This is a genomic window from Sphingomonas sp. SP2 (genome assembly GCF_058313385.1).
Genome location: NZ_JBZFLD010000001.1, coordinates 585,542 through 611,226, shown reverse-complemented (window position 1 = coordinate 611,226; position 25,685 = coordinate 585,542). Strand labels below are relative to the sequence as shown.

General features: G+C 68.3%; 27 protein-coding genes. 15 read left to right on the top strand and 12 right to left on the bottom strand.

All coding sequences use genetic code 11. The features are described 5' to 3' along the window. Positions 1-19: 19 nt before the first annotated feature. The 12 genes from AC4GYU_RS03125 to AC4GYU_RS03070 all read left to right on the top strand — a co-directional run bounded on the left by AC4GYU_RS03125 (position 20) and on the right by AC4GYU_RS03070 (position 15,322). On the top strand, positions 20-1,120 hold the full coding sequence (locus AC4GYU_RS03125) for a hypothetical protein (RefSeq protein WP_491085443.1): 1,101 nt from the start codon (positions 20-22) through the stop codon (positions 1,118-1,120). Further along, complete coding sequence (locus AC4GYU_RS03120; RefSeq protein ID WP_491085442.1) at positions 1,120-1,689, top strand: fasciclin domain-containing protein; 570 nt, start codon at positions 1,120-1,122, stop codon at positions 1,687-1,689. Before AC4GYU_RS03125 ends, AC4GYU_RS03120 begins: the two co-directional genes overlap by 1 nt. 128 nt (positions 1,690-1,817) lie before the next feature. Then, positions 1,818-4,385: an ATP-binding protein gene (locus AC4GYU_RS03115; protein ID WP_491085441.1), complete on the top strand. Its 2,568-nt coding sequence runs from the start codon at positions 1,818-1,820 to the stop codon at positions 4,383-4,385. Positions 4,386-4,510: 125 nt separating this feature from the next. Continuing rightward, positions 4,511-5,614, top strand: coding sequence for a DNA polymerase III subunit beta (dnaN, locus tag AC4GYU_RS03110; RefSeq protein WP_491085440.1), 1,104 nt, complete (start codon positions 4,511-4,513; stop codon positions 5,612-5,614). Positions 5,615-6,622: 1,008 nt separating this feature from the next. Beyond that, positions 6,623-7,408 (top strand): Crp/Fnr family transcriptional regulator, encoded by a 786-nt coding sequence (locus tag AC4GYU_RS03105; RefSeq protein WP_491085439.1) that lies wholly within the window; start codon positions 6,623-6,625, stop codon positions 7,406-7,408. A 101-nt stretch (positions 7,409-7,509) separates the two neighbouring features. Then, positions 7,510-7,767, top strand: a complete 258-nt coding sequence (locus AC4GYU_RS03100) for a DUF6894 family protein (RefSeq protein WP_491085438.1) — start codon at positions 7,510-7,512, stop codon at positions 7,765-7,767. Positions 7,768-7,862: 95 nt separating this feature from the next. Further along, positions 7,863-8,060 (top strand): hypothetical protein, encoded by a 198-nt coding sequence (locus AC4GYU_RS03095; RefSeq protein ID WP_491085437.1) that lies wholly within the window; start codon positions 7,863-7,865, stop codon positions 8,058-8,060. A 77-nt stretch (positions 8,061-8,137) separates the two neighbouring features. Beyond that, entirely contained in the window at positions 8,138-9,094 is a 957-nt protein-coding gene (locus tag AC4GYU_RS03090; protein WP_491085436.1) for a septation protein IspZ, read from the top strand. Beyond that, on the top strand, positions 9,094-10,131 hold the full coding sequence (recF, locus tag AC4GYU_RS03085; protein WP_491085435.1) for a DNA replication/repair protein RecF: 1,038 nt from the start codon (positions 9,094-9,096) through the stop codon (positions 10,129-10,131). Before AC4GYU_RS03090 ends, recF begins: the two co-directional genes overlap by 1 nt. Before the next feature lie 194 nt (positions 10,132-10,325). After that, positions 10,326-11,879 (top strand): DEAD/DEAH box helicase, encoded by a 1,554-nt coding sequence (locus AC4GYU_RS03080; protein ID WP_491085434.1) that lies wholly within the window; start codon positions 10,326-10,328, stop codon positions 11,877-11,879. A 134-nt stretch (positions 11,880-12,013) separates the two neighbouring features. Continuing rightward, positions 12,014-14,521, top strand: coding sequence for a DNA topoisomerase (ATP-hydrolyzing) subunit B (gene gyrB, locus AC4GYU_RS03075; protein WP_491085433.1), 2,508 nt, complete (start codon positions 12,014-12,016; stop codon positions 14,519-14,521). Between the two features lie 33 nt (positions 14,522-14,554). Next, positions 14,555-15,322: an endonuclease/exonuclease/phosphatase family protein gene (locus AC4GYU_RS03070; protein ID WP_491085432.1), complete on the top strand. Its 768-nt coding sequence runs from the start codon at positions 14,555-14,557 to the stop codon at positions 15,320-15,322. Here AC4GYU_RS03070 and rpoN read toward each other — a convergent pair. The 5 genes from rpoN to AC4GYU_RS03045 are packed head-to-tail and all read right to left on the bottom strand — an operon-like array spanning position 15,319 to position 19,437. Then, positions 15,319-16,752, bottom strand: coding sequence for an RNA polymerase factor sigma-54 (gene rpoN, locus AC4GYU_RS03065; RefSeq protein WP_491085431.1), 1,434 nt, complete (start codon positions 16,750-16,752; stop codon positions 15,319-15,321). The two genes, AC4GYU_RS03070 and rpoN, sit on opposite strands and share 4 nt — an antisense overlap. Before the next feature lie 11 nt (positions 16,753-16,763). Then, positions 16,764-17,540 (bottom strand): LPS export ABC transporter ATP-binding protein, encoded by a 777-nt coding sequence (gene lptB, locus AC4GYU_RS03060; RefSeq protein WP_491085430.1) that lies wholly within the window; start codon positions 17,538-17,540, stop codon positions 16,764-16,766. A gap of 3 nt (positions 17,541-17,543) precedes the next feature. After that, a complete protein-coding gene (locus tag AC4GYU_RS03055) occupies positions 17,544-18,086 on the bottom strand; it encodes an LptA/OstA family protein (protein ID WP_491085429.1) in 543 nt (180 codons plus the stop codon). A gap of 5 nt (positions 18,087-18,091) precedes the next feature. Then, positions 18,092-18,817, bottom strand: a complete 726-nt coding sequence (lptC, locus tag AC4GYU_RS03050) for an LPS export ABC transporter periplasmic protein LptC (RefSeq protein ID WP_491085428.1) — start codon at positions 18,815-18,817, stop codon at positions 18,092-18,094. Further along, positions 18,817-19,437: a ribonuclease D gene (locus AC4GYU_RS03045; RefSeq protein ID WP_491085427.1), complete on the bottom strand. Its 621-nt coding sequence runs from the start codon at positions 19,435-19,437 to the stop codon at positions 18,817-18,819. The genes lptC and AC4GYU_RS03045 overlap by 1 nt, the downstream gene beginning before the upstream one ends. Before the next feature lie 198 nt (positions 19,438-19,635). Here AC4GYU_RS03045 and AC4GYU_RS03040 point away from each other — a divergent pair, with 198 nt between their 5' ends. After that, positions 19,636-20,484 carry a cold-shock protein gene (locus AC4GYU_RS03040; protein ID WP_491085426.1) on the top strand — a complete coding sequence of 283 codons (849 nt, stop codon included), beginning with the start codon at positions 19,636-19,638 and terminating at the stop codon, positions 20,482-20,484. A 72-nt stretch (positions 20,485-20,556) separates the two neighbouring features. Here the strand turns inward: AC4GYU_RS03040 and AC4GYU_RS03035 are convergent, their stop codons facing one another. Genes AC4GYU_RS03035 through AC4GYU_RS03010 form a run of 6 tightly spaced genes read right to left on the bottom strand, consistent with a single transcriptional unit; the run spans position 20,557 to position 24,470 of the window. After that, entirely contained in the window at positions 20,557-21,687 is a 1,131-nt protein-coding gene (locus tag AC4GYU_RS03035) for a GNAT family N-acetyltransferase (RefSeq protein ID WP_491085425.1), read from the bottom strand. Then, positions 21,674-22,393: a glycerophosphodiester phosphodiesterase family protein gene (locus AC4GYU_RS03030; RefSeq protein WP_491085424.1), complete on the bottom strand. Its 720-nt coding sequence runs from the start codon at positions 22,391-22,393 to the stop codon at positions 21,674-21,676. Before AC4GYU_RS03030 ends, AC4GYU_RS03035 begins: the two co-directional genes overlap by 14 nt. After that, a complete protein-coding gene (locus AC4GYU_RS03025) occupies positions 22,374-22,835 on the bottom strand; it encodes a RidA family protein (protein WP_491085423.1) in 462 nt (153 codons plus the stop codon). The genes AC4GYU_RS03030 and AC4GYU_RS03025 overlap by 20 nt, the downstream gene beginning before the upstream one ends. 32 nt (positions 22,836-22,867) lie before the next feature. Beyond that, positions 22,868-23,611: an SDR family NAD(P)-dependent oxidoreductase gene (locus AC4GYU_RS03020; RefSeq protein WP_491085422.1), complete on the bottom strand. Its 744-nt coding sequence runs from the start codon at positions 23,609-23,611 to the stop codon at positions 22,868-22,870. 5 nt (positions 23,612-23,616) lie between these two features. After that, positions 23,617-24,246 (bottom strand): HAD family hydrolase, encoded by a 630-nt coding sequence (locus tag AC4GYU_RS03015; protein WP_491085421.1) that lies wholly within the window; start codon positions 24,244-24,246, stop codon positions 23,617-23,619. Continuing rightward, positions 24,243-24,470 (bottom strand): DUF3572 family protein, encoded by a 228-nt coding sequence (locus tag AC4GYU_RS03010; protein WP_491085420.1) that lies wholly within the window; start codon positions 24,468-24,470, stop codon positions 24,243-24,245. The genes AC4GYU_RS03015 and AC4GYU_RS03010 overlap by 4 nt, the downstream gene beginning before the upstream one ends. Before the next feature lie 78 nt (positions 24,471-24,548). Here AC4GYU_RS03010 and AC4GYU_RS03005 point away from each other — a divergent pair, with 78 nt between their 5' ends. After that, on the top strand, positions 24,549-24,929 hold the full coding sequence (locus AC4GYU_RS03005) for a response regulator (RefSeq protein ID WP_491085419.1): 381 nt from the start codon (positions 24,549-24,551) through the stop codon (positions 24,927-24,929). A gap of 51 nt (positions 24,930-24,980) precedes the next feature. Here the strand turns inward: AC4GYU_RS03005 and rpmG are convergent, their stop codons facing one another. Then, positions 24,981-25,148: a 50S ribosomal protein L33 gene (gene rpmG, locus AC4GYU_RS03000; RefSeq protein WP_491085418.1), complete on the bottom strand. Its 168-nt coding sequence runs from the start codon at positions 25,146-25,148 to the stop codon at positions 24,981-24,983. A 183-nt stretch (positions 25,149-25,331) separates the two neighbouring features. Between rpmG and AC4GYU_RS02995 the strand changes: the two genes are divergently transcribed. Beyond that, positions 25,332-25,637 (top strand): hypothetical protein, encoded by a 306-nt coding sequence (locus tag AC4GYU_RS02995; protein ID WP_491085417.1) that lies wholly within the window; start codon positions 25,332-25,334, stop codon positions 25,635-25,637. Positions 25,638-25,685: the final 48 nt, after the last annotated feature.

Here is a 25,685-nt window from a genome sequence, read left to right as displayed (position 1 = left end):
TCCGAAAGGAGCCTCGACCATGAGGAACATTCTGATTCTGGCGGGCGTCGCGTCGCTCGCCATGACAAGTCCCCTGCTCGCGCAGGGCAAGGGTAACGGCAACGGCGGCGGCCCCAAGGGCGGCGGCGGACCGGCCAAGGTGGAACGCGGCGGCGGCGGTGGCCCGCAGGCCAATCGCGGCGGTGGCGGCGGCCCGCGCATGGAGATGCGTGGCGGCGGTCAGCGCGTGGAACGCGGCGGTGGGCAGCGGATGCAGCAGGCCCGCGGCCCGGAAGGGCGCATGGAGCGTCCGCAGAAGATCGATCGCCAGCCGGTTCGCCAGGCTCGCGTTGAGCAGCGCGGCAAGGGCCCGGAGCGTATCCAGCCCCAGCGAGGCCCCGTCCGCGAGATGGCGGTTCGTCCCGATCGCGGGCCTGCCCTGCGCGATCAGCAGCGCACCGTGATCCGCGTCGCCGGCGGAGACCGCTTCTTTGCGAACCCGACCTACGTCCAGTCGGTTCGTCAGTCGGGGCTGATCGGGGGCTGCCCGCCGGGTCTAGCCGCCAAGAACAACGGCTGTCTGCCGCCGGGCCAGGCCAAGCGGCTGGTCGGCGCAATTGCCCCGGCCGCGCTGGGCACGGCCCTTCTGCCGTCGCTCTACCGCAGCTGGTATCCGGACGATGATCGTTATTACTACCGGACCGAGGATGACTACATCTACCGGATCGACCGTGACCGAAACTATGTCGACGGCTTCTTCCCGCTGAATAACGACTGGACGGGCGCCTATTACGTCGGCGCGGCCTATCCGCAGGATTACCTCGGTTACTACAACGTACCGGTCCAGTATCAGCCCTGGTATGCCGACAATGGCGATTCTTATTATCGCTACGGCGATGGCGCCATCTACCAGGTCGATCGTGGCGACGGGCTGATCGAGGGCATCGTTTCGCTTCTCGCCGGGGACTTCGGCATTGGACAGCCGCTCCCGGCGGGCTACGATGTCTACAACGTGCCCTACGGCTATCGTGACCAGTATGTGGACGGTCCCGATGCCTGGTACCGATACAACGACGGCTACATCTACCAGGTCGATCCGACGACGCGCCTCGTGCAGTCGATCGTGGAGACCCTCGTCTGATGCGCGCGGTCGTACCCAGCATCGCCCTTGCTCTCCTGCTCGCCGCGTGCGGGCAGGGGGGTGGCAACCAGGTCGCCAATAACGGTGAGCCCGAAAGCAATCTTTCGACCTCGACCGCGCCGACGCAGGATCTCGCGACCCTTCTCGGCAATCAGCCGCGGCTGGTCACCCTCGTGAAGGCGGCCGGAATGGAAAAGGTGCTGTCGGGCAAGGAGCCCTACACCATCCTCGCGCCCAGCGACGCCGCGCTCGATGCGCTGCCCGCCGGAACGCTTGATCGTCTCCAGCAGCCCGATGGCAAGGCCGAGCTCACCGCTCTGCTTCGCGCCCACATCCTGCCCGGCACGATCCTTGCCGCCGATCTCAAGCGTGCGGTGGACTCGGGCGGCGGAAAGGCCACGCTGGCGACCATGGCGGGCGACCCGCTGACGGTCACCAAGGATGGTGACGGCTATCGGATTGCCGATTCGACGGGCAAGGGCGCTCGCATCCTCGGCACCGAGCAACTCGCGAAGAATGGGGTGGTCCACCCGATCGACGCCGTCCTTCCGGCGCCTGCCGGCAAGTAAAACAGTCCGGAACGGACCGGCAGCCCGAGGGTGCTCTCGTTGCCGATCCGTTCCGGATATGTTCGCGCTGGCGTTCTCGTGCTGCGCATTCCAGTCACGACCGGCCGGATCGCTGGAGTGACCCTGACATGTCTCGCGCCCTTCGGTGGCTTGCCCTCGCTGCCTTCCTCGGCATCGGCATTGCCTTCTTCGAGCTGAAGATCGTCGGCGACCCATCGCCCCTGGCCCTTCTCTGGCTGGCGAATGGAAGTGTCCTCGCGCTGTTGCTCTTCGCCAACCATCACCGCCAGGTCCGGGCGGCGGTGGCCACGGTGAAGGAAAAGGCGCGCTATTATCAGTCGCTCGCCGACCATTGCGGCGACCTCCTTATCCGCATCGACAGGGACGGACGCGCATGGTTTGTCTCGCGCGCGTCGCGGCGGCTCCTTGGCAGCCCTCCCGACGCGCTCATGGGAGACGGCCTCATCGCCAACATCCACCCTGGCGACGTGGCACAGTTCGTCGCTGCGATACGCCGGACACAATCCACCGGTGAAACGAACTGCACATTCCGCATCAAGGATGGCGGCGGCGACGATCGCTGGGTCGAAGCCCGGTGCCGACTGACGGACCTGCCGCGCTGGACCCGCCCGCCCATGCAGAAGCCGAAGGGCGGATCCGACGGTGGCCACCATGACGACACGCTCGACCTGACCATCATCGCCACTCTTCGCGACGTTCATGACCGGGTGCTCGCCGAGCAGCAGGCGGCGGCAAGCGCCGCGCAACTTCGCGAATCCAATAACCTCTTGGTGATGGCGGAGGAACTGGCCTCCCTCGGCCACTGGTCGTTCGATCCCATCGCTCGGACTCTCCATCTCTCGCGCGAGGCGGCCATGATGCTGGGCTCCGGCCACCGCGACGTCGAGCTTGATGCGCTCTGGTCCCTCGTCGTGCCGCAGGATCGGTGCGGCCTTTTGCGACGCCTTGTCTCGGCGGGCCGGCAGGTGGGCCCGACCGAAGCGACCGTCCGTGTCCGTCAGGGCGAGGCCCTCCGCACCCTTCAGCTCAAGGTCCAGCGTAACGGCGACGAGGAGGCGGGCACCCTCTTTGGTGTGGTCACCGACATCACGGACAAGCTTGCAGGCGAGGAGCGGCTCGTCACCGCGCTTCACGAGGCGCGCTCCGCCGCAGCCTTCCGCAGTCAGTTCCTGGCGACCATGAGCCACGAGATCCGCACACCCATGACCGGCGTGATCGGGATGATCGAGCTGCTCGCGACGGAGCCGTCGGAGGCTGAACGGGCGCTCTATCTCGATACGCTGCGCCATTCGGCCGAGCTGATGATGGCGGTGCTCAACGACATCCTCGACTTCAGCAAGGTCGATGCCGGTCGCCTCACCATTCAGGACGAGCCCTTCGACCTCGGCGCGAACCTGCTGACCACCCTGCGCCTGTTCGACCGGACCGCCTCTGCCCGGGGGCTTTCGCTGCGCCTCGACGGTCCCGCCCTCGGTGCGGTCTGGCTCCGCGGCGATGCTGTTCGGCTGCGCCAAGTGCTCAGCAATCTCCTCAGCAACGCGATCAAGTTCAGCGAGCGCGGCGAAGTCGTGCTGAGGGCTTCGCTCTCCCCTCGCCAAGGTGCGGCCCCAGCCCTCACGATCAGCGTCGAGGACCAGGGGCAGGGCATCTCTCCAAAGCTTTGCGATCGTCTGTTCGAGCCCTTCGTCCAGGGCGACGACAATGGCGCCGAAGGGACCGGGCTCGGACTCGCGATCAGCCGGCGGCTTGTCCACGCCATGGGCGGCTCGATCGCGTTCTCGTCGCGCGAGGGGGAGGGGGCGACCTTCACCGTCACGCTCGCCCTGCCGACCGCCGATCCGCCTGGGGGCGACCCGTGTGCCAAGGCGAAGCCCGGCCTCGCACGATCGCTCGACATCCTTCTTGCCGAGGACAATCCGGTCAATCAGCTCCTCGTCACTGCCCTCTGCCGGCGCATGGGTCACCAGGTGATCGCCGCCACCGACGGCGAGGCGGCGGTGGTCGCGGCAGGCCGGCGGAAGTTCGATCTCATCCTGATGGACATGCAGATGCCCCGCTGCGACGGCCTCACCGCGGCCCGCCGGATTCGCGCCGGCGACGGGCCGAGCGCGCATGTGCCGATCATCGCGCTGACCGCCGATGCCGCCGCCGCTCGCCGACCCCTCTACGCCGAGGCCGGGATCGACGCCTTGCTCGCCAAGCCCGTCGACAGCCGCGCGCTCGCCCCGACCCTGTCCCGCATCGCCGCTGGCGAGCCCCTCCGATCCGATTCCGGGTCCGCACCCCGTGCTTCCGGCATGCTGCTCGACCGGCACATCCTCGAGGAGGTCGAGGCGCTCCTCGGTCCGGACAGGCTCCGCGACCTGGTCGCGCTGCTCGGCGACGAACTCGGCGGTCGCCCCCGCGCGATCCGGTCCGCCCTTGCCGATGGCGACCTCCGCCGGGCCGCGGGCGAGGCGCACAGCCTCAAGGGTGCGGCGGGCAATCTCGGTGCCGTCGCCGTGCGCGATGCCGCGGCGGCTTTCGAGGCGGCGCTCAGCGTCCCCACCGGGTCCGAAGGCACGGCGCACGGCCTGGCCGCCGCGCTTGCCGATCTCGATCGGGCCGCGGTGGAAACGCGGCAGGCGCTCGCCCTTCAGCCGCTCTGCGCGACGCGGGCCGAAATCACCACCTGAAAGGGCGTTTCAGCCTCTTCCAAGGACCCGGCGGCCCGCTATAACGAGCCCGACACAGAGGGCCACGGAGACGCGCAGCAGGCGTGTCGCCGACGGGCTCGGGGCAAAAGGACTGAGCAGCTGCGATGAAGGCGACGATCGAACGGGCCACTCTTCTGAAGAGCCTCAGCCATGTGCAGTCCGTGGTCGAACGGCGCAACACCATCCCGATCCTCTCCAACGTGCTGCTCGACGCGCGCGAGGACGGCTCGCTCCGCCTGATGGCGACCGACCTCGACCTCCAGGTCGACGAAACGGTCCCGGCCAACGTCTCCCAGTCGGGCGCGACCACGGTGTCGGCGCACACCTTCTTCGACATCGTCCGCAAGCTGCCCGAGGGCAGCCAGGTCGAGCTGACCGCCGCCGACGGCAAGATGCAGGTCGTCGCCGGCCGCGCCCGCTTCAATCTCTCGACCCTGCCCCGCGACGACTTCCCGGTCATCGCCGAGGGCGAGCTTCCGACCCGGTTCGAGCTCCCCGCCGCGACCCTCCGCCAGATCGTCGACAAGACCAAGTTCGCCATCTCGTCGGAAGAAACCCGTTATTATCTGATGGGGATCTTCCTTCATGTCGCCGACGACATGCTCAAGGCCGCCGCGACCGACGGGCATCGCCTCGCCCGGGTCACCGTCGCCAAGCCCGAGGGCGCCGACGGCATGCCCGACGTGATCGTGCCCAAGAAGTGCGTGCTCGAGCTCAGGAAGCTGCTCGACGAGGTCGAGGGCACGGTCGAAGTGTCGCTTTCCTCGACCAAGATTCGTTTCGTTCTCGGCCATGCGGTGCTGACCAGCAAGCTCATCGACGGCAGCTTCCCCGATTACAACCGGGTGATCCCGACCGCCAACGACAAGCTGCTGAAGCTCGACCCCGCCAGCTTCAAGGCCGGCGTCGACCGCGTCGCGACCATCGCCAGCGAGAAGACCCGCGCGGTCAAGATCAGCCTCGACCGCGACCGCGTCACCCTCTCGGTGACCAGCCCCGAGAATGGCCTCGCCACCGAGGAACTGGCCGCCGACTATAGCGCCGACGGGCTCGAGATTGGCTTCAACGCGCGCTATCTCCTCGACATCCTCAGCGAGATCGACGGCGACACGGTCGAGGTTCATCTCGCCGACGCGGCCGCACCGACCCTGTTGCGCGAGAATGACAAGTCGAGCGCGCTCTACGTGCTGATGCCGATGCGCGTCTGAGGAACGGCCCGGGGCTCAGTCCCGGGCGCCTCACTAGCGCTGCCGCCGAGTGCCGGTGGTTGCCCTGCCCGCACCGGGTGAACGATTGAGCCCGGCCTAGCGCTCGGAAGGCGCTGACGCCGATGGCCGCCGGCGAAGTTGACGAAGTTGACATAGGGCGGGGGTCTGTCCGGCTGTTTTTCCTCTGGGCTTCAGGCATCGATGACCTCGCCGGGAACGCCGCTCGCGGTGCGGTTGCCGCGGCTCCATCGCTGACTGACTGGGCGGCTTCGCTGCAAGAGGGGCGGGTCGGTCTCTCTCCCGGCTGTTCGTGGGTGCTTCCGGCGACTGTGGATCCTATAACTGGCCTGCCGGAGAGGCACTGCGAGACGATAGCGCGACACCGCCGAAGAGCGCGGTGTTAGGGATGGGCTGGAACTGAGAAAGACTCGCGGTGAACCGCTGAGGTTAGAAAACCATACCAAATCCTACTTTGCAAGCGAGGCATCGGCTGCGTGCCGGGAGAGGCACGCAGTATCGTGTCCCCTCCTGTACCTGCGGCCTCCTTCTCGGCTTGCGAGTGAGGGCAAGGACGGGCGAGCGCCACGGCAGCGAGGCAGCGAGGCAGCGAGGCAGCGAGGCAGCGAGGCAGCGAGGCAGCGAGGCAGCGAGGCAGCGAGGCAGCGAGGCAGCGAGGCAGCGAGGCAGCGAGGCAGCGAGGCAGCGAGGCAGCTTGGTTGAAGGTGTGCAGTGGCGTCGCAACGTGTGATCACGCCCGATCTCAACGTCATTGCAAGCCGAACCTTCGAACGACCGGCGCTTCTTCCTGAAGTCGACCCCCCGAAACGGGCAAGTCTCCAGAGCCGAACACTGACTTTTGTTAGTGCTGCGACAGGCCGTCTCGGGGTTGCGCCGAGAAGAGGAACCCGGAAAGACCGCGTAACGTAGGTTAGTCATCGCTAACCTGTCTTTCGCAAGCGTTGGCGACTGAGAGGTTCAGTGCTCCCGCTTGCAGTCGCGGGACGAAACATGGGTCTTTCGGTGTCGACGAGTCTCGAGCATTTCCTGCGCCGGCTGACGCTGCGTTCCCGCCTGGACGAAGACGAGCGCGCGGCAATCCTCGGTCTTCCGGGTGAGATCCAAGCCTTCGAGGCCAACCGCGACTTCGTCTCTCCGGGGGAGAGACTTGAGCACGCCTGCCTCGTCGCTTCCGGCATGGCAGGCCGCTTCGACCAAGGGGTGGACGGGACCCGCCAGATCACCGCGCTGCACTTCCCGGGCGACATGTGCGACCTTCGTTCGGTAGTGCTGCCGGTCACGGAAACGGGCTTGCAGGCCCTCTCCCCGACAATGATCGTCCGCGTACCCCACGATGCGATTCGCGCGCTGACCACCCGTTATCCGGCCATCGCCGAAGCCTTCTGGCGCGACTGCATGGTGGATGCTGCGCTGCTCGCGGAGTGGGTAGTGAACATTGGACGACGAACGGCCCGCGGGCGGGTCGCTCACCTCCTGTGCGAGTTGACCTATCGGCTCAATCGGGCGATCGCGGGCGAGCCGATCGTGATCGACGTGCAGTTCAGCCAGCAGCAGCTGGCTGAGACGACGGGGCTGACCCCGGTGCACGTCAATCGCACCCTTCAATCGTTGCGCGCGGATGGTCTGGTCGACTGGCGCAATCGACACGTCATCTTGCCCGACTTCGCGGCGCTGTGCCGCCTGGCGGAGTTCGACCCGACCTATCTACATCTCGGGATCGAAGGCGGCGGATCCGGCAAGTTCCCCGAAGGTGATCCGGAACTAGTCAGCGATTAACGCGCTTTCCCGCTGCGTTTCAGTTGAAAATCGAACAGCTTAACTGGAGCCTCTACGTAGCTGCTGGCGGCAGGCGACTTCCGCGATCAGGGAAGGGCAGAATGCCGCAATATTACCTTCACTTGCGGAATGGCACGGACGAGGTGCTCGATTCCAATGGCCAGAGCTTCGAGACGGTCGGCGCGCTGCGGGAGCATATGCGCAAGGCGGCGCGCGACATCATGGCGGAGGGCGTACAGGAGGGGCGCCTCGACCTTCGCTTCCGGCTTGAAGCCGAGAATGACGCGGGCGAGGTGATCGAGCGGCTCGAGTTTCGCGATGCGCTGGTCATCCTCACGGAGCAGGGCGAGGCCGCCTGACCGAGAAAACTCCAGAAAATTCCGACATTTCCCTGATTAATGTGCGCGATCGAATCAGGTATGTTCCCGTAGGCCCGGCCGATCGGGAGCCCATCATGACCAACCAGACGTCTGATTATCATCGACAGCGTGCGGCGGAGGAGGCTCGCCGCGCCGAAACCGCGGCCGACAGTGGCGTCGCCGAGGTCCACCGCCGCCTGTCCGCGCTGCACCAGTCCCGCGCCGAGGTGGAGGGACAGGACAATCGGCCAGACCTGCCCGCTTCGACTTCCGACCGTATCATCGAATTTTGAAGACGACGGGTGCCGCGCTGACCCGCTGACCGCACGGCTTGCTGGCGCGGGGCGACGCGGTCTGCTTTATCGCCGCGATGCGCGAGGCCGCCCTTCTACCTTCCGCGGGCAGCCGCCTGTGGCTCTACAAGCGGCGCTTCGACCTCGGAGTGGCGCATGAATGCTGGGTGCTGGTCGACTGCCGCACCACGGGCATGGCGAGCCGGCTGATCGTCGATGGTGCGGAGGTCGCGGCGGACTGGACCCCGGCAACGGGCGCGCAAGCCGTCCGCAACCACCTCCTCGAGGCACTGCTCCCCGACGGGAGAAGGCTGGAGGTCGAGACGGGCTATGTCAGCTGGTGGAATGTCGGCATCGCGGTCCGCGTCGACGGCGCGCTGGTCCATCAAAGCCATCCCGGCCGCCGCATCGCCTATCCGGCGCGGCTGGCGGCGATGGTCGCGGAGCCCGCGCGGGGCGGCGGCGCGGCTTATGATCCCGACAAATTGCGCCGCAACAAGGTGCCGATCCTGGTCGACCTTGCGACCGGGCTCCTGTTCTTCGTCATCGCCAAGCTGACCGACCTCACCACCGCCGCGCTGGCCGGGGCGGGGATCGGGGTCGCCCTGCTGGTGGTGCAACGGTTCGTGAAGGTCGACCTCGTCGGCGGGCTGGCACTGTTCGGGGTGGCGATGCTGCTGGTCGGGGCGGGCTTGGCGATCGTCTTTGCCGACGAGGCGATGATCAAGCAGCGCTCGACCATCGTCGGGCTGATCGGGGCGGCCTGCTTCCTTGGCGACGGGCTGCTGCTGAAGGGGCGCAAGCTCGGCGCGGGGCTCAACCGCTACATGGCCTATGCTGATATCGACGACCGGCGACTGGCGATCGGCATGGGGCTGGTGGGGCTGGCGATGGCGGGCGGCAACAGCCTCGTCGCGGCCCTGTTCAGCACCGACGCCTGGCTGATCTACACGACCTTCCTCGACATTCCGGTGAGCATCGTCCTCGTGCTGGCCGCGATCCGCTGGGCGCGGGCTCCGGCGAGGGTGGCCTGATGCTGACCCGGCTGACGCTCACCGACTTTCGCAATCATGCGGCGCTGACGCTGGCGCCGGGGCCGGGGTTCGTCTGCCTCCATGGGGAGAATGGAGCGGGCAAGACCAACATCCTCGAGGCGGCGTCGATGCTGGCGCCGGGACGCGGCCTGCGCGGCGCGGCGCTGTCGGAGATGGCGCGGGGCGAGGGCCCAGGCGGCTGGACGGTCGCCGCCGAGCTTGGCGAGACCAGGATCGGGACGGGAACGCTGGCGACCGCGCCCGACCGGCGGCAGGTGCGGGTCAATGGCGCGGCGGCGTCGGTCAACAGCCTTGCCGAATGGCAGTCGGTGTTGTGGCTGACCCCGGCGATGGATCGCCTGTTCAGCGGCTCGGCCGGGGACCGGCGCCGGTTCCTCGATCGGCTCGTGCTCGCGCTGGAGCCGGGGCATGCGCATCATGCGGCGCGCTACGAGGCGGCGATGCGGGCGCGCAACAAGCTGCTGGCCGAGCCCGAGGGGGCCGATCCCGGCTGGCTCACCGCGCTCGAGGCCGGGATGGCCGAGCATGGCGCGGCGATCGCGGAGGCACGGGCGCGGACGGTGACCGACCTCGCCGAGGCGCTGGCGGCGGTCCCCGACGACGTCTTCGCGCGACCGAGAATTGCGCTCGAAGGAGGCGGGCAGGACGATCTCGCCGCGCGGCTGCGAGCCAATCGCGGGCGCGATGCGGGGGCGGGGCGGGCGACCGAGGGGCCGCACCGGCAGGACCTTGCGGTGCTGCACGCGGCCAAGGGCCAGCCGGCGGGGCGCTGCTCGACCGGCGAGCAGAAGGCGCTCCTCCTGGGGCTGGTGCTGGCTCACGCCGAGCTGGTCGCGGAGCGCCGCGGGGCGCCGCCGCTGCTCCTCCTCGACGAGGTCGCGGCGCATCTTGATCCCGGGCGGCGGGCGGCGCTGTTCGGGCGGCTCGAAGGCCGCGGGCAGGTGTGGATGACGGCGACCGAGGGCGCCCTGTTCGACGGAATCGGGGATGCGACGATGGTCGCGGTCGGGGCCTGATTGGACATTCCGGCGCCGCAACCCTATATGGCCGGCAACGAGACGCCTCGAAAAGCGGCGTGATCGGCAGCCCGAAGGGGCGCCGGCCCGCGTCTCGATATCCGTTTTGAGTTCTCCCAATCACGCGGGGACCTTGTTTTCCCGATGCTCCCGGCCGTGGCCTCCACGACCGGGCGCCTGATGTTGGATGATTCATGACCTTTGAAGATCTCGGGCTTTCGAAGCCCCTCCTGACCGCGCTCGCGGCCAAGAATTACACTCAGCCCTCGCCGATCCAGGCGCAGGCCATTCCGCACGTGCTTGAGGGCCGCGACCTCCTGGGCATCGCGCAGACCGGGACCGGCAAGACCGCGGCGTTCATGACCCCGTCGCTCCAGCGGCTGGCCGCGAACCGTCCGCAGTTCCTCAAGCCGGGCCAGATCCGGATGCTGGTGCTCGCCCCGACGCGCGAGCTGGCCAGCCAGATCGCGGCTAGCGCCGAAGCCTATGGCAGTGGCCTCAAGACCACCGTCGGGGTGATCTTCGGCGGCGTTCCGGTGCCCAAGAGCATCCGCACCGTCAGCCGCGGGCTCGACGTGCTGGTGGCGACCCCGGGCCGACTGCTCGATCTCGTCGACCAGCGCGCGCTGAGCCTCGCCAACCTCGAGATCCTGGTGCTCGACGAAGCCGACCAGATGCTCGACCTCGGCTTCATCCATGCGCTGAAGCGGATCGTGAAGCTGATCCCGGCCAAGCGCCAGACCCTGTTCTTCTCGGCGACCATGCCGAAGACGATCAAGACCCTAGCCGACGCCTATCTGAAGGATCCGGCCGAAGTGTCGGTGACTCCGGTCGCGACGACCGCCGAGCGGGTCGAGCAGCGGGTGACCTTCGTCAACCAGGCGGAGAAGACCGCGCTCCTCACCCTGTTCTTCCAGAACGGCAAGGACATCGAGCGGACGCTCGTCTTCAGCCGGACCAAGCATGGCGCGGACAAGATCGTGCGGATGCTGGCGGCGGCGGGGATCGCGGCCAATGCGATCCACGGCAACAAGAGCCAGCCGCAGCGCGAGCGCGCGCTCGACGCCTTCCGCGACGGCAGCGTGCCGATCCTAGTCGCGACCGACATTGCCGCGCGCGGGATCGACATTCCGGGCGTCAGCCATGTCGTGAACTACGATCTGCCCAACGTGCCGGAGCAATATGTCCACCGCATCGGCCGCACCGCGCGCGCCGGCGCCGACGGCATTGCGATCGCCTATTGCGACCGCGAGGAGCGGCCGTTCCTGAAGGACATCGAGAAGCTGACCCGTCAGCGCCTCACCGAAGAAGCGCTTCCGCCGGGCTTCATGCAGGCGGTCGAGGCGTTCAAGCGGCTGAAGCCGGAGCCCAAGCGGGCGCCGCAGCAGCAGCAGCGCAACAAGCGCAACGAGAGCGGTGCGCGCGGCCATGCCCGCGATCCGCAGCGCTTCGGACTCCCGGCCCGCGATCCGCGCCGCGACATGCCCGAGGAGCGCAACGGTCCGCGTGAAGGCGGCCGCAGCGCCCGCGGCGTCCCCGGCGGCTTCAGTCGTGGCCCGGTCGGCAATCCCGTCCGCGCCGCGGCTCCGGCCGGTGGCCAGGGCCAGCAGCAGGGCCAGCGCCATGGCGGCAGTGCCCGTCCGGCCGGCCAAAGCGGCGGCCAGGGCAATGGCGGTCGTCCGGGTGGCGGCCAGCGTCGCCGTGGCGGTGGTGGTGGTGGCAACGGCGGCCAGCGCCGCGCGGGCTGATCCACAGCTTTATCGACCGGCAAAGGCCGGGATCCGCATTGGGTCCCGGCCTTTGTCATGTCGGGCGGTCGCGATCTCGCGCGCGGGCACGCGCACGCACGTGACTTCCGGAGGGGTTTCGCTATAGCTTTTGCATGGCAGAAGAAGCGAACCAGAACTCCTACGGCGCCGACAGCATCAAGGTCCTCAAGGGCCTCGACGCGGTGCGCAAGCGGCCGGGCATGTACATCGGCGACACCGACGACGGGTCGGGCCTCCACCACATGGTGTTCGAAGTCAGCGACAATGCCATCGACGAGGCGCTGGCCGGTCATTGCGACCGGATCCTGATCCAGCTCAATCCCGACGGGTCGGTCACGGTCGAGGACAATGGCCGCGGCATTCCGACCGGAATCCACGCGGAAGAGGGCGTCAGCGCGGCCGAGGTCATCATGACCCAGCTGCACGCCGGCGGTAAGTTCGAGAACACCAGCGACGACAATGCCTACAAGGTGTCGGGCGGCCTCCACGGCGTCGGCGTGTCGGTGGTGAATGCGCTCAGCGAATTCCTCGACCTCACCATCTGGCGCGACGGCGAAGAGCATTACATGCGCTTCCGCCACGGCGACGCGGTCGCTCCGCTGAAGGTCGTCGGACCGGCGCCCGAGGGCAAGAAGGGGACCCGCGTCACCTTCCTTCCGAGCCCCGAGACCTTCAAGATCACCGAGTTCGACTTCGACAAGCTCGAGCATCGCTATCGCGAGCTCGCCTTCCTCAATTCGGGCGTCCGGCTGGTCCTTGCCGATGCGCGCCACGAGGAGCGCAAGGAAGTGGAGCTGTTCTACGAGGGCGGGATCGCCGCCTTCGTGAAGTATCTCGACCGCGCCAAGACGCCGCTCTTCCCCGATCCCATCGCCATTTCGGCGGTGCGCGACGGGATCGGCATCGACGTCGCGCTCGAGTGGAACGACAGCTATTACGAGAACGTCCTTCCGTTCACGAACAACATCCCGCAGCGCGACGGCGGCACCCACCTCGCGGCGTTCCGCGCGGCGCTGACCCGGACCGTCAACGGCTATGCCGAAAAGTCGGGCATGCTGAAGAAGGAGAAGGTCACCCTCACCGGTGACGACATGCGCGAGGGCCTGACCGCCATCGTCTCGGTCAAGCTGCCCGATCCCAAGTTCAGCAGCCAGACCAAGGACAAGCTCGTCAGTTCCGAGGTGCGCCAGCCTCTCGAAGCGCTGATGACCGACAAGATGAGCGAATGGCTGGAGGAAAATCCCGCCAACGCCCGGTCGATCATCCAGAAGATCATCGACGCCGCCGCCGCCCGCGAGGCGGCCAAGCGGGCGCGCGAGCTGACCCGCCGCAAGGGGGTGATGGATATCGCCTCGCTGCCGGGCAAGCTCGCCGACTGCCAAGAGCGCGATCCCGCGCTTTCCGAACTCTTCCTGGTCGAGGGCGATTCGGCCGGTGGCTCGGCCAAGCAGGGGCGCAATCGCCACAACCAGGCGATCCTTCCGCTGCGCGGCAAGCTTCTCAACGTCGAGCGCGCGCGCTTCGACCGGATGCTGTCGAGCCGCGAGATCGGGACAATCATCCAGGCGCTCGGCACCGGCATCGGTCGCGAGGAATTCAACCTTTCCAAGCTGCGCTATCACAAGATCGTGATCATGACCGACGCCGACGTCGACGGCGCGCACATCCGCACCCTGCTGCTGACCTTCTTCTACCGGCAGATGCCCGAGTTGATCGAAGCGGGGCACCTGATGATCGCGCAGCCGCCGCTCTACAAGGTCGCGCGCGGCCGGTCGGAAGTCTATCTCAAGGACGATGCGCAGCTCGACGATTATCTCGTCGATGCCGGGCTCGAAGGCCTGCAGATGGAGAGCGACGGCGAGGTCCGGCAGGGCGCCGACCTCAAGACGCTGGTCGACCATGCCCGGCGGGTCCGGACCCTGCTGCGCTATGCGCCGAAGAAATATGACGGGGCGCTGCTCGAGGCGCTCGCGCTGGCCGGCGCGCTCGATCCCGAGCTTGGCCAGGACGGCCGGCAGGCGGCGATCGAGAAGGTCGCGGCCTGGCTCCAGCAGGGCGACAACGAAGGCCGCTGGTCGGGCGAAATCGCGACCGAGGGTGGCTATCTGCTGCGCCGTCTATGGCGCGGGGTGACCGACGTCACGATCGTCGAGCCGAGCTTCATCGCCTCGGCCGAGGCGCGCAAGCTCCACGGCCTCGCGGGCGAGCAGCGCGAGACCTATGCCCGGCCGAGCACGCTTCGGACCCTCAAGAAGGGGGCGCAGGTCGAGGCCGAGCCGACCGTCGGGGCCGGCGAGGGCGAGGAAGCGCTCGAGCAGGCGGCGGCGGACACTAAGGGCAAGCCGATCGAGGTGACCCGGCCGTCCGAGCTGCTCGACGCGGTGCTCGCGGCAGGGCGCAAGGGCCTGTCGATCCAGCGCTACAAGGGGCTGGGCGAGATGAACGCCGAGCAATTGTGGGAGACCACGCTCGATCCGGCCAATCGCTCGCTGCTTCGGGTCGAGGTCGGGCAGGCCGACGTTGCCGACGAGATCTTCTCGCGCCTAATGGGCGAGGTGGTCGAGCCGCGGCGCGAATTCATCCAGGACAATGCGCTGAGCGTCGCCAATCTCGACGTCTAGGAACGCGAGCTTCGGTCACCGGGTTGTGCCGCCGTGTCTTCGATCCTGACCGTCGCCTCCTACAACATGCACAAGGCCGTGGGGCTCGACCGGCGCCACGACCCACATCGCATCCTCCATGTGCTGGAGGAGATCGGCGCGGACGTGGTCGCGCTGCAGGAGGCCGATCGGCGGACCGGCGGCCGGGCCTCGGCGGTGCCGCACGAATTGTGGGAGGGGCATAGTCCTTATCGGCCGATCCCGCTCGGCGTGCGCAATCGCCGCGCGCTCGACCGGCTGCCCAAGGTCAGCGCGCGGGTCGACGACTGGCTCAAGGTCGATACGCGCAACATCGGCTGGCACGGCAATGCGATCCTGGTGAAGAGCCATGTCGGCGTGCTCGACGTCGCCGCGCTCAGCCTGCCGACGCTCGAGCCGCGCGGGGCGGTGATGGCCGAGCTGCTGGTCAACGACCGGCCGGTCCGGGTGGTCGGGCTTCACCTCGACCTGTCGGGGCTGTGGCGGCGGCGGCAGATGCGCGCGATCCTCGATGCGATCGCCGACCGGCCGCAGAAGATGCCGACCCTGCTGATGGGCGATACCAACGAATGGCGCTCGGCGGCGGGCTGCCTCAAGGACCTCGACGGAAGCTACCGGATCGCGCCGACCGGGCCGAGCTTCCATGCCCGGCGCCCGGTGGCGGTGCTCGACCGGATCATGGTCGACCATGACCTCGTGATCGAGGCGGCGGGGGTGCATCACAGCGAGCGGGCGAGGATCGCGAGCGACCACCTGCCGATCTGGGCGCGGGTCCGGCTCTAGGCGGCCTTGCCCGAGATGGCGCGCTGGCGGCGGCGCTGGACGCTCGAGCCGATGCCGATCGCCTCGCGATATTTGGCGACGGTGCGGCGGGCGAGGACGAAGCCCTGGGCCTTGAGCATGTCGACCAGCTGATCGTCGCTTAGGATTTCGGTCTCGGCCGCGACGAGCTTGGCGATGGCCGCCTTGACCGCTTCGGCGCTGGCGCCCTCGCCATCCTCGGCCGCGACCCCGCTCGAGAAGAAGCTGCGCAGTTCGAAGAGCCCGTGCTCGCACAGCAGGGTCTTGCCCGAGGCGACGCGGCTAACGGTGCTTTCGTGCATTTCGACCAGTTCGGCCATTCGGACCATGGTCAGCGGGCGGAGGGCGGTGATGCCGTCGCGGAAGAAGCCTTCCTGCTGCTCGATCAGCGCGCTGACGATACGCAGGATGGTGCGGGCGCGCTGGTCGAGGGCGCGGACCAGCCAGGAGGCGCTCTGCAGCTGGTCGGACAGCCAGGCCTTGCTCTGCCGGTCGGTGGCGGCGGCCTTGAGCTCGCGGTGGTAGCGGCGGTTGACCAGCACGCGCGGCAGGGTCGCGGGGTTGAGTTCGACCGAGAAGCCCGTGCGGGTGCGGCGGACGAGGACGTCGGGTTCGCGCGCGGCGGCGGGCTCGGCGGCGAAGCGGCAGCCGGGCTTCGGATCATAGGCACGAAGCTCGGCGATCATGTCGGCGAGGTCCTCGTCATCGACCTGGCAGATGCGCTTGAGGGCCGCCATCTGGCCGCGCGAGAGGAGGTCGAGATTGGCGATCAGCCGCGCCATGGCCGGATCGTAGCGGTCGGCGGCCTTGGCCTGGAGGGCGAGGCACTCGGCAAGGTTGCGCGCTCCCACTCCCGGCGGCTCGAGCCCCTGGACGAGCCGGAGGCCGGCCTCGACGTCCTTGAGCGGAAGCTCGAGGGCCTGGGCGATGTCGCGCAGGGGCGTGGTCAGCCAGCCGGTGTCCTCGAGCTCGTGGACGATCGCCTCGGCGGCCCGGCCGGCGACGCCGCCGGCACCGTGGAGCTGCGCCATGAGATGCTCGCACAAGCCGTCCTCGCAGGCCGACAGCCGGTCGAAGTCGAAGCCGTCATCGTCCGAGCCACCGATCTCGTAGGCGGCATCGGTCTCGGAAGCGGCGGCCTGCCAGTCCGAATCGAGCGCCTCCTCGCCCTTGCCGCCAAGCTCGTCGACCCCGCGCGGATCGGCGGGGGCGTCGCCAAACTCGACATCCTCGCGGACCACGACATCGCCGTCGCTGCCCATTTCGAGCAGGGGGTTCCTGGCCAGTTCCTCGGCGATGGCGGCTTCGACTTCGAGATTGGTCAGCTGCAGCAGCTTGATCGCCTGCTGGAGCTGCTGGCTCATGACGAGCGACTGGGCTTGGCGGAGTTGAAGGCCCGGGCCCAGACCCATGTCGCCGCCCCCTAGAGCTCGAAGCTTTCGCCGAGATAGAGCCGGCGTACTTCCGGGTCGGCGACCAACGCTTCGGGGGTCCCGGCGAACAGCACCTGTCCGTCGTAGATGATGCAGGCGCGATCGACGATCTCGAGCGTTTCGCGTACGTTGTGATCGGTGATGAGGACGCCGATGTCGCGGCGCTTCAGGTCCTTCACGAGGTCGCGAATGTCGGCGATCGACAGCGGGTCGATGCCGGCGAAGGGCTCGTCGAGGAGCATGATCTTGGGATCGGCGGCGAGCGCGCGGGCGATCTCGCAGCGGCGCCGCTCACCGCCCGACAACGCCATTGCGGGCGAGGAGCGCAGCCGCTCCAGCCCGAACTCGCCAAGCAACTGCTCGAGCCGGGCTGCACGCGCGGCGCGGTCGGGCTCGGCCACCTCGAGGACGGCAAGAATGTTCTGTTCGACGGTAAGACCGCGGAAGATGCTGGTTTCCTGCGGCAGGTAGCCGAGGCCGAGGATCGCCCGACGGTACATGGGCAGCGCGGTGATGTCGCGACCGTCGAGCTCGATCCGGCCGGCGTCGGGCTTCACCAGCCCCATGACCGAGTAGAAGCTGGTGGTCTTGCCGGCACCGTTGGGGCCGAGCAGGCCGACCACCTCGCCGCGATGCACCTCGAGGCTGACGTCGCGAAGGACCTGACGCTTATCGTAGCTCTTGGCGATGCTGTAGACGGCGAGGCCGCGCATGGGGCTGCCCGCATACGGCGCTGCCGAGCGGTCGATGGCGCTGGCTTCGTTCATCGCCTAGCCGCCGCGGCGCTGCGGAACGGTGAAGTGACCGGTGACCCGGCCGCCCGATTCGCCGACCCCGGCGGGACCGCCGTCGACCACCGCACGCCCGTTATTCATGTCGATGGTCAGGCGCGCGCCCGAGATGCGCGAATCGCCGCGCTGGAGCTGGACCCCGCCGACGAGCGTGATGATCCGGCGATTGATGTCATAGACGCCAAAGTCACCGCGCGCGGTTTCCGAAGGCGAGCGCACGATCACGCCGCCCGAGGCGTCGAGCCGGTCGATCTGGAGGCCGCCGGCACTGGTGTAGGCAACGGTCAGCCGCTCGGTGTCGAGGGTGAGGTCGGACTGGCGGACCTTGACGTTGCCGGCGAAGATCGCGCGGTCGGCGCGGTCCTGGACCTCGATCCGGTCGCTCGCGACGTCGATCGGCGCGTTGGCGTCATGGCCCTTGAGGGCCGAGACCGGGCCGCCCTGCGTCTGCGCAAAGGCGACGCTGCCGACGGCGGCCGTGGCGAGCGCGAGTGAGAGCGAGACGGTGCGGAGCTTCCCCATGGCGCTCATCTGACGGTCCCGGGCGTGATTTTCAACCGCGCGCCGCCATCAAGGACGACAACGCGGCGCTCAAGGTCGGCCCGCATGCGCCCGGCCTGGAAGTCGCCAAGCTTCACCTGGCCCGTCACGCCGCCGTTCAGCGCGACCTGCTTGGTGCCGAGATCGGCCGACAGGCTCTGCGCGTTGAAGCTGCCGACGGGCATCCGGCCGCTGATCTGGCCGGTGCTCCGGACCTGGCGCGACTTAAGGTCGAGGAGGACGTCGCGGGTCAGCAACTGCTCGCCTTCGGGCCCGCTGACGCGGACCGGGCCGTTCACCGCGACCTGCTGCTTGTCGAGGTCGTAGCGGCCCTGGACCGCCTGGATGGTGGCAGGCCCGTCGCGCAGCCCGAGCCGGGCGAGCATCCCGCGGATGTCGACGATCGGCACCTCGCTGGTCTGCTGGACGGCGCGGTTGGCGACGAGGAGGAAGGGCTGGCCCCGATCGTCGGTGCCGCTGTAGCGCGCGGCCTCGATCTTCATCCGTTCCTCGGCGCGGCTGACATCCTTCTTGTCGAGGATGAAGCTCACTTCCTGCTGCTTGGCAAGCGGCAGGGCGAGGAAGATCGCGCCGACCACGCCCACGGCGCTCGGCAGGGCGATCTTGAGCGTCCGGACCAGCCGGTCGTGCCGGCTGCCGGGCTCTGCCCAGTGCTGCGCTTCAAGGCGCTGTTGGTTGGCGGCTTCGCTCATCAGCTGTGGGCGAAGATGTCCTCTTCGGGCCAGCCGGCGAGGTCCAGCTCGGCCCGGGCGGGAAGGAAGTCGAAGCAGGCCTGCGCGAGCGCGGTGCGGCCCTCGCGCGCCAGGCGCACGTCGAGCTTTTCCTTGAGCGCGTGAAGGTAGCGGACGTCGCTCGCGGCATAGTCGCGCTGCGCGTCGTTGAGGTCGGGTCCGCCCCAGTCGCTGGTCTGCTGCTGCTTGTTGATGTCGGTGCCGAGCAGTTCCTTGACCAGCTCCTTCAGCCCGTGGCGATCGGTGTAGGTCCGGATCAGCCGCGACGCGGTGCGGGTGCAGTAGAGCGGGGCGGCCATGATCCCGAGATAGTGCTTCATGATCGCAATATCGAATCGGGCGAAATGATAGAGCTTCAGGCGCGCGGGGTCGGCGAGCAAGGCCTTGAGGTTGGGCGCGGCATAGTCGCTGCCGGGCGAGAAGCGGACGAGATGCTCGTCGCCCGAGCCGTCCGACAGCTGGACAAGGCACAGCCGGTCGCGGCCCGGGTGGAGGCCCATGGCTTCGGTGTCGACCGCGATGGGGCCCGCTCCGAACATGTCGGTGCCGGGGAGATCTTCTTCGTGGAAATAAATGGCCATAAGTATCCGAGAGTCCCTGCGTCCTTCCCGCTTAACCGGTCCTGACAACAAGCGCGAGACAAACGGCTAGAGGAATGCGGTTTTTTCCTGTAGGGTCCGCACCGGAAGCATGTCTTCATGGCATGCCGTGACCGGTTGCGCCGTTGAGCCCAGCGCGTTGGTTTGAAGAGAATCGGGTTCAAGGAAGTTTGCACGGGCATGGGTTACGATCGAGGGCGTAAGGGCGACCGGGGTGGTCGCGGACGCGACAGCAAGGGTGATTTCGGCGGCGGCGGTGACTTTGGTGGCGGCGGCTTCGGTGGCGGCGACTTCGGTGGCGGTGGCTTCGGCGGCGGCGATCGCTTCGGCGGCGGTGGCGGTGGCTACCGTGGCGGCGGTGGCGGCGGCTACGGTGGCGGTGGCGGTGGCGGTGGCGGTGGCGGTGGCTATCGCGGCGGCGGCGGTGGCGGCTACGGCGGCGGCGGCGGTGATCGCTTCGGCGGTGGCGGCGGCGGCGGTCGCTTCGGCGGCGGCGGCGGCGGTTTCCGCGGCGGCGGCGGCGGCGGTGGCGGCATGCCCCCCCAGGTCGTTGGCGAAGGCAAGGGCGTCGTCAAGTTCTTCAATCCGCAGAAGGGCTTCGGCTTCATCGTCCGTGACGATGGCGGCGAGGACGTGTTCGTGCACATCTCGGCGGTCGAGCAGGCGGGTCTTACCGACCTCGCCGACGGCCAGCCGCTCGAGTTCACGCTGGTCGATCGTGGCGGCAAGGTCTCGGCGACCAACATCCGCATCGACGGCGAGCCGCTCGCGGTCGAGCGCGCCGAGCGTGCGCCGCAGCGCCAGCTGACCGGCGAGAAGGCCTCGGGCACCGTCAAGTTCTTCAACGCGATGAAGGGCTTCGGCTTCATTCAGCGCGACGACGGGCAGCCGGACGCCTTTGTCCACATCTCGGCCGTCGAGCGCGCCGGGATGACCAGCCTCAACGAAGGCGACCGGCTCGAGTTCGAGCTGGAAGTCGATCGCCGCGGCAAGCATGCCGCGGTGAACCTGGCACCGCTCCAGGGCTAATCAAACTCGCGTTCGCGCGAGGGGCGAGAGGGCCCGCCGGACCAGTTCCGGCGGGCCTTTTTCGTGTCTTGCCTACCCTTTCCGGAAGGGCAGTTCCTCGCGCAGCGCGACGAGCTCGGTCGCGACCGCCTCGCGCTCGGCCGACAGGAAGCCCGCCACCGCGCGGCGGAAGCCGGCGTTGGGAATGAAGTGCGCGCTGTGGGTGATCACCGGCTCGTAGCCGCGGGCGAGCTTGTGCTCCCCCTGGGCGCCCGCCTGGACGACGGTCCGGCCGTTGGCGAGCGCCCAGTCGATCGCCTGGTAATAGCAAAGCTCGAAATGGAGAAAGGGAACGTCCTCGCGGCAGCCCCAGTAGCGGCCGTAGAGCGTGTCGGCGCCGACCCAGTTGAGCGCGCCCGCGATCGGCTGGCCGTCGCGGTCGGCGAGGAACAGGAGCAGCTGGTCGCCGAGCCGATCGACCGCGTCGCGGAAGAAGTCGTGAGTGAGATAGGGGTGGCCCCACTTCCGGCTGCCCGTGTCCTGATAGAAGGCCCACATGGCATCCATGTCGGCAGGGCTGATCTCCGACCCGCGGAGATGGCGGAAGGTAAGGCCTTCGCACGCTGCCGCGCGCTCCTTGCGGATGACCTTGCGCTTGCGGCTGCTGCAGGCGGCGAGGAAGCCATCGAAGTCGCCATAGCCACGGTCGTGCCAGTGATACTGGATGCCGTGGCGGATGAGCCAACCGCGGGCTTCGGCGAGGTCGGCTTCGGCAGGCTCGAGGAAGGTGACATGAGCCGAGGAGAGCTGGTTCTGGACCGTCACGCCCTCGGCTGCCGCCAGGAGGAGCTCGGGGCGCGTGCCGAGCAGGCGCCGCCCGACCACCGGGGTGAAGGGAATGGCGATCAGGAGCTTCGGATAATAGTCGCCGCCGGCCCGTTCCCAAGCGTCGGCCCAGTGGTGGTCGAAGACATATTCGCCCTGGCTGTGGCTCTTGAGGAAGGCGGGCGCCTCGGCGAGGTCGGTGCCGTCCTCGCTGACGATCAGGGGGAGCGGGCTCCAGCCGGATCCGCCGCCGATGCTTCCGCTGTCTTCGAGCGCCCGGAAGAAGGCGTGGCTGAGGAAGGGGTCCGACGCGCCGGCGAGGCGATCCCACTCGTCCGGGGCGATGCTGGCGAAGCTGTCGGCCAGTCGCGCCTGGGCGGAAGGATCACGGTCGGCCATCGCCTTCCCAGATAAGCGCGTCCACCCGATTGAAAAGGCTGGCCCTTTGGTCCGGCGTCCGGACCGTCCAGCTGGTGACGGGAAGCTGCCTGCGGGCGGCGGCGACCCACGGCCGGAGCGCGGCGCTGGTCTCGACCGCGAGGAAGTCGGGCGCGGCGAGCATCCGCGCAGCGGCGCGGCGCCAGCCTGGGAGGCTGTCCGCGACGACGAGGCCGCGCGGGATATCGGGCGCATGGCGCGTGAGCCAGGCACCGACGCGCGGATCGAAGCTCATGATCCCGACCGGTCCCTCGTGGCCGGCAAGCGCATGGAGGACCGCGCGGCAGAGGAGGTCGATCGGCGGTGGCGGTGAGCCGGCCCGGACCTTGAGTTCGAGGAGGAGCGGGGTGTCGCCGGAAAGCTCAAGCAGCTCGCCGAGCCACGGGATGCGTTCGTCGGTGCCGGCGAGCGGCATCTGGGTCAGGAAAGCGGCGGGAAGCGATTCGGTTTCGCCCGACCGGCCACACAGGCGCTCAAGGTCGGGATCGTGAAAGATGACCGGAACGCCGTCGGACGACAGGCGCAGGTCGCATTCGATGCCCGCGCCCGCCGCGATCGCTGCGCGAAAGGCGGCAAGGCTGTTCTCGGGGACGCCGGCACCATGCAGGCCGCGATGCGCGAAACCTGCGGTGCCGGCGAGGAGCCGATCAGTCGCGGACCTCGACAATCGCGTCGACCTCGACGGCGACGCCGAGCGGGAGGACAGGAACGCCGACCGCCGAACGGGCATGGCGTCCGGCCTCGCCGAACACCTGCTGCATGAGGTCGGAGGCGCCGTTGGCGACCTTGGGCTGGTCGGTGAAGTCGGGCGCGGAGCTGACGAAGACGCCGAGCTTCACGACGCGGCTGACCCGATCGAGCGAACCGAGCGCGGCCTTCATCTGGGCGAGCAGCATCAGCCCGCAGCGGGTCGCCGCGGCCTGGCCTTCCTCGAGGCCCATGGTCTCGCCGAGGCGGCCGGTGATGAGGCTGCCGTCCTCGGCAAAGGCGATCTGGCCCGAGATGTGGAGCAGATTGCCGGTGAGCACCGCGGGCACGTAGGACGCGACCGGGGCTGCGGGCTGGGGAAGGGTGAGGCCGAGCTCGGCCAGGCGCTGATCGATGGACATGGGCTTGCGGGTGCCTCCGTCGCGCGGCCCGGTCAACCCTTGCGGGTGGTCGAGAAGCCGGCCCAGCTCTGCCGCGTCGGCATGAGTTCAAGGGCATTGATGTTGAGATGGGGCGGGCGGCTGGCGACCCACAGGATCGTCTCGGCGAGATCCTCGGCGGTCATCGGCTCGATCCCGGCATAGAGGGCATCGGACGCGGCCTGGTCGCCGCCGTTGCGGACGAGGGTGAATTCGGTTTCGGCCATGCCGGGCTCGATCGAGGTCACCCGGACTCCGGTCCCGGCGAGATCGTTGCGAAGCATCAGGCTGAACTGGCGGACGAAGGCCTTGCTCGCTCCGTAGACCGCGCCGCCCCGATAGGGATAGGTCCCCGCGACCGAGGAGAGATTGATGATCGATCCCTTGGTAGCAATCAGCTTGGGCAGGACCGCGTGGGTCAAAGCGACGAGGCCCGTGACATTGGTGTCGAGCACGACCTTGAGCTTGTCCCACTCGCTGTCCTGAAGGTCGGCCATCGGCGGAGCGAGCCCGGCGTTGTTGATCAGACAGTCGACCGTGTTCCAGTCGCCTTCCAGGCGGGCGAGATCCTGGACGGCGGCAAGGTCCTGCATGTCGACCGCGAGCGGGAGGAAGGCCGCGCCAAGTTCCTCCTGAAGGGCCTGGAGGCGGTCCTCGCGGCGGCCGGTCCCGATGACCCGCCAGCCCGCGGCGACGAAGGCGCGGGCAGAGGCGGCGCCGATGCCGGCGGTGGCGCCAGTGATGAGGCAGGTCTTCATGTCGGTCAGCCTTCCAGCCGTTCGAGGATCCAGGGGGTGGCGGCGGCCCAGTCGTCGATCCGGGCATGGGCGTGCTCGGCTGGCGCGGTGACCGCGGCAAGGCTCGGCTCGGCGATCATGTGGAGCCGGTGCGTGTCGGGAGAATGTTTGGCGACCGAGGCGTGATGGACCGCGAGGTCGTCGACGAACAAGTGGCGCGGCGCGCGATGGCGCTCGACGATGGCACGGAGCGGCTCGCCCTTTCCGCCCCGGTTGCAGACGACTTCATGACGGATGCCGAAGCGGGCGAGTTGGGCGATCCGGCCCTCGCGGGCCTCCTCGCCGAGATTGGTGAGGACGACGATGTCGGCCTTCTCGCCGATGCGCCCGAGCGCCTCGATCGCGCCAGGGACGATGGTCTGGCGATGCATCTCGCTTTCGAAGAAGCCCCACAGGAGCTGCCAGACCCGCTCGGTCGCAACCCGCTCGCCGGTCGCCTTGTCCTTGAGCGCGCCCGCCATGTCGCCTTCCTCGGGTCGGAACAGGACCTGATGCTCTTCCTCCAGCCAGTCGGAGAAGTGGCGGACCATGTGCAGCAGCACTTCGTCGCAATCGGTGACGAGCAGGGGGCGACCGCCCGGGGTGAGTGAATTCATGCTTCGAGAGCGCTCCGGACCGCGACCAGTTCCTGCGGGCTTTTGCCCAGCGTGGCGGCGACCGCAAGGAGGTCGGGTTCATGGTCCTCGAGGAAGCGGAGGACGGCAACCAGGACGGCCGGTTCGGCGGCGCGTTCGCGCAGGTCGGCGGGGGTGAGGCCGGTCAGCGAGAGCAGCCGCGACGCGCGGGCGTCGTCCCCCAGCGAGACAGCGAGGACCTGCAAGGCAACCGCAATGTGGTCGCCATCGTTTACGGCACTTCGCTTCATCGCCTATGATGGAGGTGTGAGGAGCAATTAGTCATGGCCAGGATCCTGGTTGTCGAGGACAATGCCCTCAACATCAAGCTGTTCTGCGACCTGCTCGCGGCGCATGGCCATGAGGCGATGCCAGTCACGGACAGCCGCGTGGCGCTCGACGCGGCGCGCGACTTCCGCCCCGACCTGGTGATCACCGATATCCAGTTGCCCTATGTGAGCGGGCTCGAGCTGATCCGGGCAATCCGGAGCGAGGCGACGCTGGCCGAGGTGCCGATCATGGCGGTGACGGCCTATGCAGGCCATGGCGACGACGAGCGGATTCGCGCGGCGGGCGCGCAGGCCTATGTCTCGAAGCCGATCTCAGTCGCACGCTTCGTCGCCGAGGTGAGCGCCCTGCTGCCCAAGGAAGTGCCGGTCGCCTGATACGAAAAAGGGCGCCGAAGCGCCCTGATCCGTCAGTACGGATGCCCGAGATTACTTGATCTTGGCTTCCTTGAACTCGACGTGCTTGCGCACGACCGGGTCATACTTGCGGAAGTTCATCTTCTCGGTCTGGTTGCGCGGGTTCTTCTTGGTCACGTAGAAGAAGCCGGTATCGGCCGTGCTGACGAGCTTGATCTTGACGGTTGCCGGCTTGGCCATCGTACCTGTCCCAAAAGCTAGAAAAGAAAAGAGCGGCCAAACGCCGCCCGCATCGGCGGCCCCAATGGCGGGGCCCCACCGACTTGTCAAGGTCACGCGATCGACGAGGCCGGGTAAGAAACGGGCCTTAGCCAAGCCTTTACCACTGTGGCGCACGATCCGCGGGTTGAGAAGAGGTGAAGCATGCGCGAATCGCTCGATGACCTCCACCAGGACCTGCAGCGTCGGCTGCAGGAGATCAGGAGCCGTGCCGACGCCCTGAGCCCGCTCGACATCCATGCCCGGATGGACGCGATTCGGAGCGACGCCGACCGCGCCGGGCTGCAGGCGATGGAAGGACTGGCGCGAATGTCCTCCCAGCTGGCGCTGCTGCCGGGCTGCCGGGTGGCGACGCTGACCTGCCTCGATCATGCGGCCGACGCGATCGCAGCGGCGTCCGCGGCAGAGCGCCAGGCCGTCCTTGCCGCGGTGGCGCTGCGGCTCAACTGAGGCTGGCCCAAGGGTCGTTACGGACCCGGCGCCCCGGCTCGTGCATTG

Excerpts from the sequence above, each read along its gene's own strand:
- AC4GYU_RS03125 (WP_491085443.1), top strand. The coding sequence starts at position 20 with ATGAGGAACATTCTGATTCTGGCGGGCGTCGCGTCGCTCGCCATGACA.
- AC4GYU_RS03120 (WP_491085442.1), top strand. The coding sequence starts at position 1,120 with ATGCGCGCGGTCGTACCCAGCATCGCCCTTGCTCTCCTGCTCGCCGCG.
- AC4GYU_RS03115 (WP_491085441.1), top strand. The coding sequence starts at position 1,818 with ATGTCTCGCGCCCTTCGGTGGCTTGCCCTCGCTGCCTTCCTCGGCATC.
- dnaN (WP_491085440.1), top strand. The coding sequence starts at position 4,511 with ATGAAGGCGACGATCGAACGGGCCACTCTTCTGAAGAGCCTCAGCCAT.
- AC4GYU_RS03105 (WP_491085439.1), top strand. The coding sequence starts at position 6,623 with ATGGGTCTTTCGGTGTCGACGAGTCTCGAGCATTTCCTGCGCCGGCTG.
- AC4GYU_RS03100 (WP_491085438.1), top strand. The coding sequence starts at position 7,510 with ATGCCGCAATATTACCTTCACTTGCGGAATGGCACGGACGAGGTGCTC.
- AC4GYU_RS03095 (WP_491085437.1), top strand. The coding sequence starts at position 7,863 with ATGACCAACCAGACGTCTGATTATCATCGACAGCGTGCGGCGGAGGAG.
- AC4GYU_RS03090 (WP_491085436.1), top strand. The coding sequence starts at position 8,138 with ATGCGCGAGGCCGCCCTTCTACCTTCCGCGGGCAGCCGCCTGTGGCTC.
- recF (WP_491085435.1), top strand. The coding sequence starts at position 9,094 with ATGCTGACCCGGCTGACGCTCACCGACTTTCGCAATCATGCGGCGCTG.
- AC4GYU_RS03080 (WP_491085434.1), top strand. The coding sequence starts at position 10,326 with ATGACCTTTGAAGATCTCGGGCTTTCGAAGCCCCTCCTGACCGCGCTC.
- gyrB (WP_491085433.1), top strand. The coding sequence starts at position 12,014 with ATGGCAGAAGAAGCGAACCAGAACTCCTACGGCGCCGACAGCATCAAG.
- rpoN (WP_491085431.1), bottom strand. The coding sequence starts at position 16,752 with ATGGGTCTGGGCCCGGGCCTTCAACTCCGCCAAGCCCAGTCGCTCGTC.
- lptB (WP_491085430.1), bottom strand. The coding sequence starts at position 17,540 with ATGAACGAAGCCAGCGCCATCGACCGCTCGGCAGCGCCGTATGCGGGC.
- AC4GYU_RS03055 (WP_491085429.1), bottom strand. The coding sequence starts at position 18,086 with ATGGGGAAGCTCCGCACCGTCTCGCTCTCACTCGCGCTCGCCACGGCC.
- lptC (WP_491085428.1), bottom strand. The coding sequence starts at position 18,817 with ATGAGCGAAGCCGCCAACCAACAGCGCCTTGAAGCGCAGCACTGGGCA.
- AC4GYU_RS03045 (WP_491085427.1), bottom strand. The coding sequence starts at position 19,437 with ATGGCCATTTATTTCCACGAAGAAGATCTCCCCGGCACCGACATGTTC.
- AC4GYU_RS03040 (WP_491085426.1), top strand. The coding sequence starts at position 19,636 with ATGGGTTACGATCGAGGGCGTAAGGGCGACCGGGGTGGTCGCGGACGC.
- AC4GYU_RS03035 (WP_491085425.1), bottom strand. The coding sequence starts at position 21,687 with ATGGCCGACCGTGATCCTTCCGCCCAGGCGCGACTGGCCGACAGCTTC.
- AC4GYU_RS03025 (WP_491085423.1), bottom strand. The coding sequence starts at position 22,835 with ATGTCCATCGATCAGCGCCTGGCCGAGCTCGGCCTCACCCTTCCCCAG.
- AC4GYU_RS03020 (WP_491085422.1), bottom strand. The coding sequence starts at position 23,611 with ATGAAGACCTGCCTCATCACTGGCGCCACCGCCGGCATCGGCGCCGCC.
- AC4GYU_RS03015 (WP_491085421.1), bottom strand. The coding sequence starts at position 24,246 with ATGAATTCACTCACCCCGGGCGGTCGCCCCCTGCTCGTCACCGATTGC.
- AC4GYU_RS03005 (WP_491085419.1), top strand. The coding sequence starts at position 24,549 with ATGGCCAGGATCCTGGTTGTCGAGGACAATGCCCTCAACATCAAGCTG.
- rpmG (WP_491085418.1), bottom strand. The coding sequence starts at position 25,148 with ATGGCCAAGCCGGCAACCGTCAAGATCAAGCTCGTCAGCACGGCCGAT.
- AC4GYU_RS02995 (WP_491085417.1), top strand. The coding sequence starts at position 25,332 with ATGCGCGAATCGCTCGATGACCTCCACCAGGACCTGCAGCGTCGGCTG.